The sequence below is a fragment of the Actinoalloteichus spitiensis RMV-1378 genome (assembly GCF_000239155.1).
Classification (GTDB): Bacteria; Actinomycetota; Actinomycetes; order Mycobacteriales; family Pseudonocardiaceae; genus Actinoalloteichus_B; species Actinoalloteichus_B spitiensis.
The window spans coordinates 1-7,539 of the sequence record NZ_AGVX02000486.1 but is presented as its reverse complement, the minus strand read 5'-3'; the positions used below and the strand labels follow the sequence as shown (position 1 = coordinate 7,539).

General features: G+C 70.8%; 9 protein-coding genes and 1 CRISPR repeat array. Of the genes, 5 read left to right on the top strand and 4 right to left on the bottom strand.

Features of this window, described 5'->3' with window-relative positions:
- Window positions 1-413 precede the first annotated feature (413 nt).
- Window positions 414-808: direct repeats of the CRISPR family, unit length 28 nt; unit sequence GTCGTCCCCGCGCACGCGGGGCTGTTCC.
- Between the two features lie 79 nt (window positions 809-887).
- The 3 genes from ACTIDRAF_RS35095 to ACTIDRAF_RS33020 are packed head-to-tail and all read left to right on the top strand — an operon-like array spanning window position 888 to window position 1,905.
- Window positions 888-1,094, top strand: a complete 207-nt coding sequence (locus ACTIDRAF_RS35095; RefSeq protein WP_016700484.1) for a hypothetical protein — start codon at window positions 888-890, stop codon at window positions 1,092-1,094.
- 17 nt (window positions 1,095-1,111) lie between these two features.
- Window positions 1,112-1,297 carry a hypothetical protein gene (locus tag ACTIDRAF_RS35090; RefSeq protein WP_245533589.1) on the top strand — a complete coding sequence of 62 codons (186 nt, stop codon included), beginning with the start codon at window positions 1,112-1,114 and terminating at the stop codon, window positions 1,295-1,297.
- A gap of 8 nt (window positions 1,298-1,305) precedes the next feature.
- The gene (locus tag ACTIDRAF_RS33020; protein WP_083886507.1) at window positions 1,306-1,905 is read left to right on the top strand and encodes a DUF3558 family protein; all 600 of its coding nucleotides are present in this window, start codon (window positions 1,306-1,308) and stop codon (window positions 1,903-1,905) included.
- Between the two features lie 353 nt (window positions 1,906-2,258).
- Here ACTIDRAF_RS33020 and fxlM read toward each other — a convergent pair whose 3' ends face one another.
- Together fxlM and ACTIDRAF_RS29995 are read right to left on the bottom strand one after the other, a co-directional pair.
- Window positions 2,259-3,464, bottom strand: coding sequence for a methyltransferase, FxLD system (gene fxlM / locus ACTIDRAF_RS0219915; RefSeq protein WP_016700481.1), 1,206 nt, complete (start codon window positions 3,462-3,464; stop codon window positions 2,259-2,261).
- On the bottom strand, window positions 3,461-3,940 hold the full coding sequence (locus tag ACTIDRAF_RS29995; protein WP_083886505.1) for a lanthionine synthetase LanC family protein: 480 nt from the start codon (window positions 3,938-3,940) through the stop codon (window positions 3,461-3,463). Before ACTIDRAF_RS29995 ends, fxlM begins: the two co-directional genes overlap by 4 nt.
- 370 nt (window positions 3,941-4,310) lie before the next feature.
- On the opposite strand from ACTIDRAF_RS29995, the gene ACTIDRAF_RS34555 reads away from it, so the two are divergent.
- On the top strand, window positions 4,311-4,514 hold the full coding sequence (locus tag ACTIDRAF_RS34555; protein ID WP_211215387.1) for a hypothetical protein: 204 nt from the start codon (window positions 4,311-4,313) through the stop codon (window positions 4,512-4,514).
- A gap of 241 nt (window positions 4,515-4,755) precedes the next feature.
- Here the strand turns inward: ACTIDRAF_RS34555 and ACTIDRAF_RS0219900 are convergent, their stop codons facing one another.
- Window positions 4,756-5,235: a CGNR zinc finger domain-containing protein gene (locus ACTIDRAF_RS0219900; RefSeq protein WP_016700479.1), complete on the bottom strand. Its 480-nt coding sequence runs from the start codon at window positions 5,233-5,235 to the stop codon at window positions 4,756-4,758.
- Window positions 5,236-5,334: 99 nt separating this feature from the next.
- Between ACTIDRAF_RS0219900 and ACTIDRAF_RS0219895 the strand changes: the two genes are divergently transcribed.
- The gene (locus tag ACTIDRAF_RS0219895; protein ID WP_016700478.1) at window positions 5,335-6,201 is read left to right on the top strand and encodes an alpha/beta fold hydrolase; all 867 of its coding nucleotides are present in this window, start codon (window positions 5,335-5,337) and stop codon (window positions 6,199-6,201) included.
- Between the two features lie 218 nt (window positions 6,202-6,419).
- On the opposite strand, the gene ACTIDRAF_RS0219890 is transcribed toward ACTIDRAF_RS0219895, so the two are convergent.
- The gene (locus ACTIDRAF_RS0219890; RefSeq protein ID WP_016700477.1) at window positions 6,420-7,412 is read right to left on the bottom strand and encodes an NADPH:quinone oxidoreductase family protein; all 993 of its coding nucleotides are present in this window, start codon (window positions 7,410-7,412) and stop codon (window positions 6,420-6,422) included.
- Window positions 7,413-7,539 lie beyond the last annotated feature (127 nt).

Genomic DNA, 7,539 nt, shown 5'->3' with positions numbered 1-7,539 from the left:
CCCGCTGAGCCGCCACAGGTCCAGCACTTCGCACCACCACGGGGGTCCGCAAGGGGGCGGAGCCGGCTACCCGTCCACCACTTCTCGGTCCGCGAGGGCTGGCGGAGCTGACCTGCCAACTCCTCCCCTCGTTCCCGTGGAGGATCACCAGACGCGAGCGGACCAGGTGCGTCCCGCCAACCGGGTGCGACTTGTCGTTCGCTTCGGGTCAAACGTTCCCGTCAAGCGCCGCGCGAGGTTTCGAGAACCTGATGTCCGCACAGGAATCGGGCGTGCGGACCTCCGCTACGCGGGTGACCACCACACCTGCGGGCGGCATACTGTCCGCAGGGAGGCGTGTGGTGGTGCGAGCGACCCCGAGGAAAGTGAATGTGTTTCCGCCGTGTCACTCGTAACGCCGCAGGTCAGGAAGTGTCGTCCCCGCGCACGCGGGGCTGTTCCCATCTCGGAGGACAGCCTCAAGGAGTTCCTCGGGTCGTCCCCGCGCACGCGGGGCTGTTCCGACGACGTGGGCGGAGTGGGTCGCCCTCCAGCTGTCGTCCCCGCGCACGCGGGGCTGTTCCCGTTCACCTGGTGACGCAGGACAGCGACCAGGTGTCGTCCCCGCGCACGCGGGGCTGTTCCGGTTCAGCAGGGGTTCGCGGTGGGCTCGGCCGCCGTCGTCCCCGCGCACGCGGGGCTGTTCCGAGCAACTGGGATCCGTGACCGCGCGGGCCAGCGTCGTCCCCGCGCACGCGGGGCTGTTCCGAACACCTCGCAGCCGATCGCGTCCGCTAGCGGGTCGTCCCCGCGCACGCGGGGCTGTTCCGGCGTCTTCGACCGCACGCGGAGATGCCACCAGCCGGGCCCCGCATGAGGGGCTGGATGTGAACGCCAAGGGAGGAACGATGCACGTGGAGTCCGACGGCGGGGGTGACACCTCTGCCGTGACACGGAAGATGACGGGTAGCGTCCACCAGTTCAAGGTCGCAGCGGCCGCGGGCAAGGTCTCGATCGACCCGGACAGCGCCGAGGCGATGGCCACCAAGGTTGATGCCATCGCTGACCGAGCCGAAAGTCGGCTGGATTACTTTCGTTTCTTGGGCAGGACGTGAAGCTGGGTTCGAGCCCGGTGGCGAAACTGATGTACCAGCAGGATCAAGCCTGCGCAGCCGGTTTCCCTGACTCCGCCTACGAAAACCTACTGCTCTACATCGAAACACTGCGGGATCTCGCTTCCGCTATTCGGGCGAGTGCGCGCGTGACGAGTCAGACCGACGAGGACAGCGCCGCATCGATGAACCAGATTGACAGGTGAGGAAGACGATGTTGCGAATCGGCCCGGCTAGTCGGTGGGCGGTGGTGGCCCTCGCCGCGTGCACGGCCTCAGGTTGTACCCAGGAAAGCGCTGGTAGAGCCATTGATTCCACGGAGATCCCGGAGAACACGGTTGGCACCGGGACTCCTCCCGCTTCCGCGGGCCCTCCAGCGGACACGGCTCCCGGGGACGTCGGAGCGGAACTCGCGGCCACACATCCCTGTGAGGTACTTCCCGAACACGAGGTGACGGCACTGGGATTTGACCCGGAAAGCGCCCACTTCGACGATTTCGGAATCATCTACTCGTGCTGGTACGAGTCCCTTCCCACCGGCCAGGGAAACCTCACGCTCCAACTCGATGCGAACAAGGGTGTGGACTCGATCAACCTGACTGATTTCTCCGCGAACGAGATCCAGGTCGGCTCCCTACGGGCACTGCGCATCACCGACGACCTGGACCCTCGCGTTTGCCAGGTGGCGCTGGCGTTGGACGAGGAGGTCCACGTCTCGGTGATGGTGAGCTTCGTGGAGGACACGGAAGAGGCGTGTCGTCTCGCAGTGGAGGCCGGTGTGGTGGCCGAGCGGTACCTGCCGAGCGCACGCTAGCCGCCGGAGCGCGCCTCGCCTCCCCGTCGGCCGAGAAGGACCAGACCGCGAGTCGTCGCTGGTGGAAGCCTGGGAGCGCTACACGGTGAGCAGCAGGTCCAGGCCGCCGGCCCGGCAGACGCCGAAGCGTGCGCCAGGAAAACCCAGCCTGGCTTACGAACTGGCAGGCTGCTGGCGAGGGCGTCCCGGCTCATTCCTGACCGCAGGACGCCGCGACCCCCGAGTCCGTGCCCCTCGCGGTTCGCCAACGAATTCGCGGTTCCACTGGCTGCTCGGCCAGGTATGGTGCGCCCGACCCCACCGGGCCGGGCGCACCACGTTCTCGATGCGAGGCGCGCCAGTGCGGTGACCGGTCAGGGCGTGGCGACCATGCGGACGTGGTGCTTGTCGAAGACCACGCCGGTGGGCAGGTTCTCGTCGGCCGTTCCGGCGGGGTAGGCGGTGATGACGGGCTGGGCGGCGCGGTCGCGATCGAAGCGGCGGATCTGGGCGACCAGCCTCTCGGCGAGTTGGGCGGCGGCGGGGCCGTGTCCGGTGGCGCCGAGTTCGTAACGGCGTTCGCCGTCCTCGTCGATGGGGCGGGGCTTGGTGAGGTAGGCCAGGGAGTCGCCCTCGACGATCGCGGGCGTGCGGTAGGCGAAGGCGGGGTGGCAGAGCCCGGCCTTGACGGCCTCGTCTTCGACGTCGAGGCGGCAGGTACCGGGTTCGGTGGCGGTCAGCCAAAGCCAGACGTGGTCGAAGGGCTCGTCAGCGACCACGGAGGTGCCGGACCACACGGTGGTCTCGAGTCCGGTGAACACCTCGTGCAGGGCGGCCGGGTCGATGTTCTGGTCGGTGTCCCAGTACAGCGCGACGTTCTCGACGACCGTGCCGGTCCGCTCTCCGGCGGGCACGATGCCGATCATGGGGATGAACCCGCAGAGCTGGCTCTTGGTCGCGCGCAGGTGCGTGTCCTGGCGGGTGAAGGCGACGCTGCGGGCCTGCCCGCGCCAGTGCAACGGGACTACCAGGGTGCCGCCGGGGGCGAGCTGGTCGAACCAGGCCGGGGGCAGGTCCCACGGCCCTACGGTGACGATGATCTTGTCGTAGGGGGCGTGGTCTGGTGCGGCGAGGGCGCCGTCCCCGGTGATCACCCGCACCCGGTCGTAGCCGGTGTCGGTCAGGGTGCTGCGGGCGTGGTCGGTGACGTCGGGGTGGATGTCGACGGTGGTGACGCTGCCGGTCGGTCCGACGAGCTCGGCGAGGAGGGCGGCGTTGTATCCGGTTCCCGCGCCGATCTCCAGCACGTGATCTCCGGGGCGCGGGTCGAGTTGGCCGAGCATCATCGCCACCACCGTGGGCACGGAGATGCAGCTGGCCGGCCGGTCCTTGCCTGGCTTGATGGTGATCGCCTTGTTGGCGTACGCCTCCTCGACCGACGCGTTGGGCACGAACCGGTGCCGGGGAACGGCGCGGAACGCCTGCTCGATGCGCTCGGAGGGCAGGTGGCCGGCGGCGCGGATGCGGTTGATCATCCGCTCGCGCAGGTCCTCGGGGCAGGTGCTGGTGGTGTTGGTCATCCGGTTCCTTTCCGTGGGTGGTGTCGCCGATTCGGGCGAGCTGGCCGTGGTAGGCGCGCGGACGGGGTGGTGAGCAGGCAGAGGTCCCATCCGGTGCACGCGGGTAGGTCGGTGAGCGCGATTCCGGCGCCGCCTTCCAGCATCCCGCTCACCTTCGGCCGTTCTCGGACGGCCTGGGTGCGGCGGCGCCAGCGGTGTTCCAGCCGGGCCAGGGCATCGGCGTCGTCGCGGTTGGGTTCGGCGTCGGTGAGCATTCGGCGGGCGGTGTGCACGAGCCCGGCCCAGCCGTGGCAGAGCGTGTCGTCACCGAGTTGGTTGAGCTGGTCCTCGTCGGTGATGCAGGCGACGAGCGCGGCCTGGGCGTCCTGCCTCCTGGTGGGGACGTCCAGTGCCTGGGCGGCCACGTGGAGGGCGCCAGCGATGCCGGGTGCACTGATTCGCCAAGGTGGAACCGCTCGCTCGCAGTTGGGGCGCATCTCTGTTCATCAGGGGTGCGCCCCGCCTCCCCGCCGGCGGGAAAGGAGCCGTTCGCAGGTCGTCGTCGCTGGTGGAGGTCTGGGAGCGCTACGCGGTGAGCAGAAAGCCCCGCGGGGCGACCAACGGGCACGGCCCGGATGAGACCGTGCTCGGTCCAGTAGCCGGGCGTGCGGTGCTGGACCTGGGATCGGGCAGCGGGGACGAGCTCGCTCACCTCGTGCCCCTCGGAGCCTCCAGTGTCGGTGTCGACGTCGCCCCCACCCGTGAAGCGGTCGCACGGGAACGCTGGGGCCACCTGCCAGGTGTGGGGAGTTCCGCACGGCCGAGGCCACCGCCTTCCTCACGGACACGGCGGACACGTTCGACGTGGTGCTGTCGATCTTCGGCGCCGTGTGGTTCACGGACCCGGACACCCTGATGCCGCTCGTGCGGGAATGGATGATCCTCGGGGGAGTTCTGGCGTTCTCCCCCCGGGAGGCCAGGAACCACCCCCTGGCAACGCGAGTGCGCGGCACGACCACTCCGCCGAGGAGTGGGCACGAATCCTTCCTGGTCACGGCTTCTCCGAGGTGAGCGTGGGTCGGGCCGCCTCCGGGGAGGACCGTGGGCATGATGCTCGTGCGTGCCCGGGCGGCCTGACCGCCTGGACATGTGCCTCCCCTCGCGCGTGCCCGGCGGGTGCGACGGAACGCGGTCCCTGAGCGCACGTCCGCAGGTGGGTCCGCCGGTCTCGGCCTGGCTCCGCGTCGCCCGCTGGTGGTCCACCAGGCCTCTCCTCGGGTGGGAGGGGCGTACGGGCTCGCGCCGGGGGCGGTCAGCGGGTGCGGGCGTAGTGGCGGCGTGCCTTCTCGCGGTTGCCGCAGACGGCCATCGAACACCAGCGGGCGCGGTTGGCGCGGCTGCGGTCGAACAGGAACAGCTGGCAGGCGGCGTTGGCGCAGGGGCGCAGCCGGCCGGGGTGGCGTTCCTCGGTGTCGGCCCAGGCGAGGACGATCTCGACAGCCAGCCGGGCGTGCGGGGGCGTCTGGAGCGTCCAGCGGAGGCCGTCCGGCGTGGCCTCCGGGCGCTGGTGAACGCCGTCGAGCAGCGGTCCCAGCGCGGTGGGCGAGCTGGCTCCGGTCACCACGTCCCGCAGGGCGTCCCGGGCCGCGCGCAACAGTGCCAGCTCGGCGAGGCTGCCGTCGCCGCCGTGTTCCCGTGCCCAGCGCGTGCCTCGGGTCGGGTCGCCGAGCGCGTCCTGTTCCTCGCCGTTGACCAGCGGCCTGCTGTTGAGCAGGTCCAGCAGCGCGTCCACCGGACACCCCCTAACCAGATCGAACCTTTTGACAGGTTATCCCACCGCGTGCTTGCATGACGAGCACCTAACCGGGTCATCCAGTAAAAGGGGTTAGACATGAGCTCGGTGCGCCACCGGACCGCCGTGATCGACGGCCACGAGATCTTCTACCGCGAGGCCGGCTCCGCCGAGGCCCCCGCGATCGTCCTGCTGCACGGCTTCCCGACCAGCTCGTTCATGTTCCGCGAGCTCATCCCGCGCTTGGCCGGCGACTACCACGTCATCGCCCCGGACCACCTCGGCTTCGGCCACTCCGACGCCCCGGGCGTGGAGGACTTCACCTACACCTTCGACGCCCTCGCCGACCTCACCGCCGGACTGCTCGACGAGGTGGGCCTGGACCGCTACGCCCTCTACGTGCAGGACTACGGTGCCCCCATCGGATGGCGGCTCGCGCTCCGGAATCCCGAGCGGATCTCCGCCCTCGTCACGCAGAACGGCAACGGCTACGAGGACGGGTTCGTCGAGTCGTTCTGGACCGACGTCTGGGCCTACGGGGAGAACCCCGGCCCCGACACCGAAGCCGCCGTCCGCGCCGCGCTGAGCCTCGACGCCATCCGCTGGCAGTACCTGCACGGCGTGCCCGACCCCAGCGTGGTGAGCCCGGACACCTGGGCGCACGACTTCGCCCTCGTCTCCCGCGAGGGCAACGACGAGGTCCAGCTGGCGCTGTTCCGCGACTACTCGAACAACCGCCGGCTCTACCCGCTGCTGCACGAGTTCCTGCGCACCAGCCGGGTCCCGGTGCTCGCCGTGTGGGGAGCCAACGACGAGATCTTCGGGCCGGCCGGTGCGCGGGCCTTCGCCCGCGACGCGGAGGACGCGGAGGTGCACCTGGTCAACGGCGGCCACTTCCTGTTGGAGAGCCACCTGGATGTCGTCGCGGGATACCTGCGCGGCTTCCTGGGGCGGGTGTTGGGCTGACGGTGTCCCGCCACGGGCCCTCGCGGGGGCCCGCCCGGTGATCCCCGGGTGCCCAGGCCCCGCGGGCACTCCCCGCACGGTTCCTCCTCGCCGTGCTGGGGAGCGGCCCAGGCGGGACGGACCCGGAAGGTTCCTCGCCTCCCCACTCGGGTGGGGATCCGTCGCCCTGACGCGGACGAGGGCCCGGAACGCCGTGCTCGGCGGGTGCCCGTTCCGGCTCAGTCCAGCCGGGGGGAGACCGCCAACCGGCCGACGGTGTGGCCCTCGGCGAGACGCTGCAACCCGGCGGCGGTCTCGGACAGCGGCAGCCGTTCCCCCACCCGGGGGCGGGCGACACCCTCGTCGGCCAGTCGGGTGAGCTGGGCGTGGGCCTGGGTCACGGCGTCCCGGTCGCGCCGGGCGTAGAGGCCCCAGTGCAGGCCGACTATGGAGTAGTTCTTGAGCAGGGCGTGGTTCAACGCGGGCTGGGGGATGGTGCCACTGGCGAACCCGAGGACGACGATCCGTCCCTCGAAGGCGACGCACTTCGTCGACCGCTGGTAGGAGTCGCCGCCGACCGGGTCGTAGACGACGTCGGCCCCGCGGCCCCCGGTCACGTCCTTGACGACGTCCACCAGGTCCTCCCGCGCACGGTTGACGACGACGTGGGCCCCCATCGCCCTGGCGACCTCGACCTTCCGCTCGTTGCCGACCACGCCGATGACGGTGGCTCCGGCGGCCCGGCCGAGTTGCACGGCGGCGCTGCCGACCCCGCCGGCGGCGGCGTGCACCAGCAGGACCTCGCCGGGTTGGATGCGGGCGCGGTGGTGCAGTCCGAACCAGCCGGTCTGGTAGCCGATGCAGAAGACGGCGGCCTCCTCGTCGTCCAGGGAGTCGGGGGCGGGGAACACCATGGGGGCCTCCATGACGGTGTGCTCGGCGAAGCCTCCCCGGGGGAGCGCGGCCAGGCCGATCACCCGTTCCCCCACCCGCCGGTCGGTGACCCCTTCTCCGACGGCGACGACGTCGCCGCAGAGTTCCACGCCCGGGGTGAACGGCAGCGGAGGGCGCACCTGGTAGCGGCCCTGGCAGAGCAGCACGTCGGCGAAGTTGACGGCCGCCGCCCTGACCCGCACGACGACGGTGCCCCAGGTCGGTTCCGGCTCGGGTGTGTCGATGAGCTGGAGAACCCGGTTCGGTTCACCGGTCTCCCGCACCTGCCACGCTCGCACGGTTCCTCCTCGTTCGTTGGTCGCGGGTTCGTCCCGCGTGGTGCCGGTGCCCCCGCCTTGGGCGGGGGGCCGGTCCCGCTGGGAGCGGGTTGTGGGCCGGGTGGGTGGGACGCCGCGCCGTCCTCGT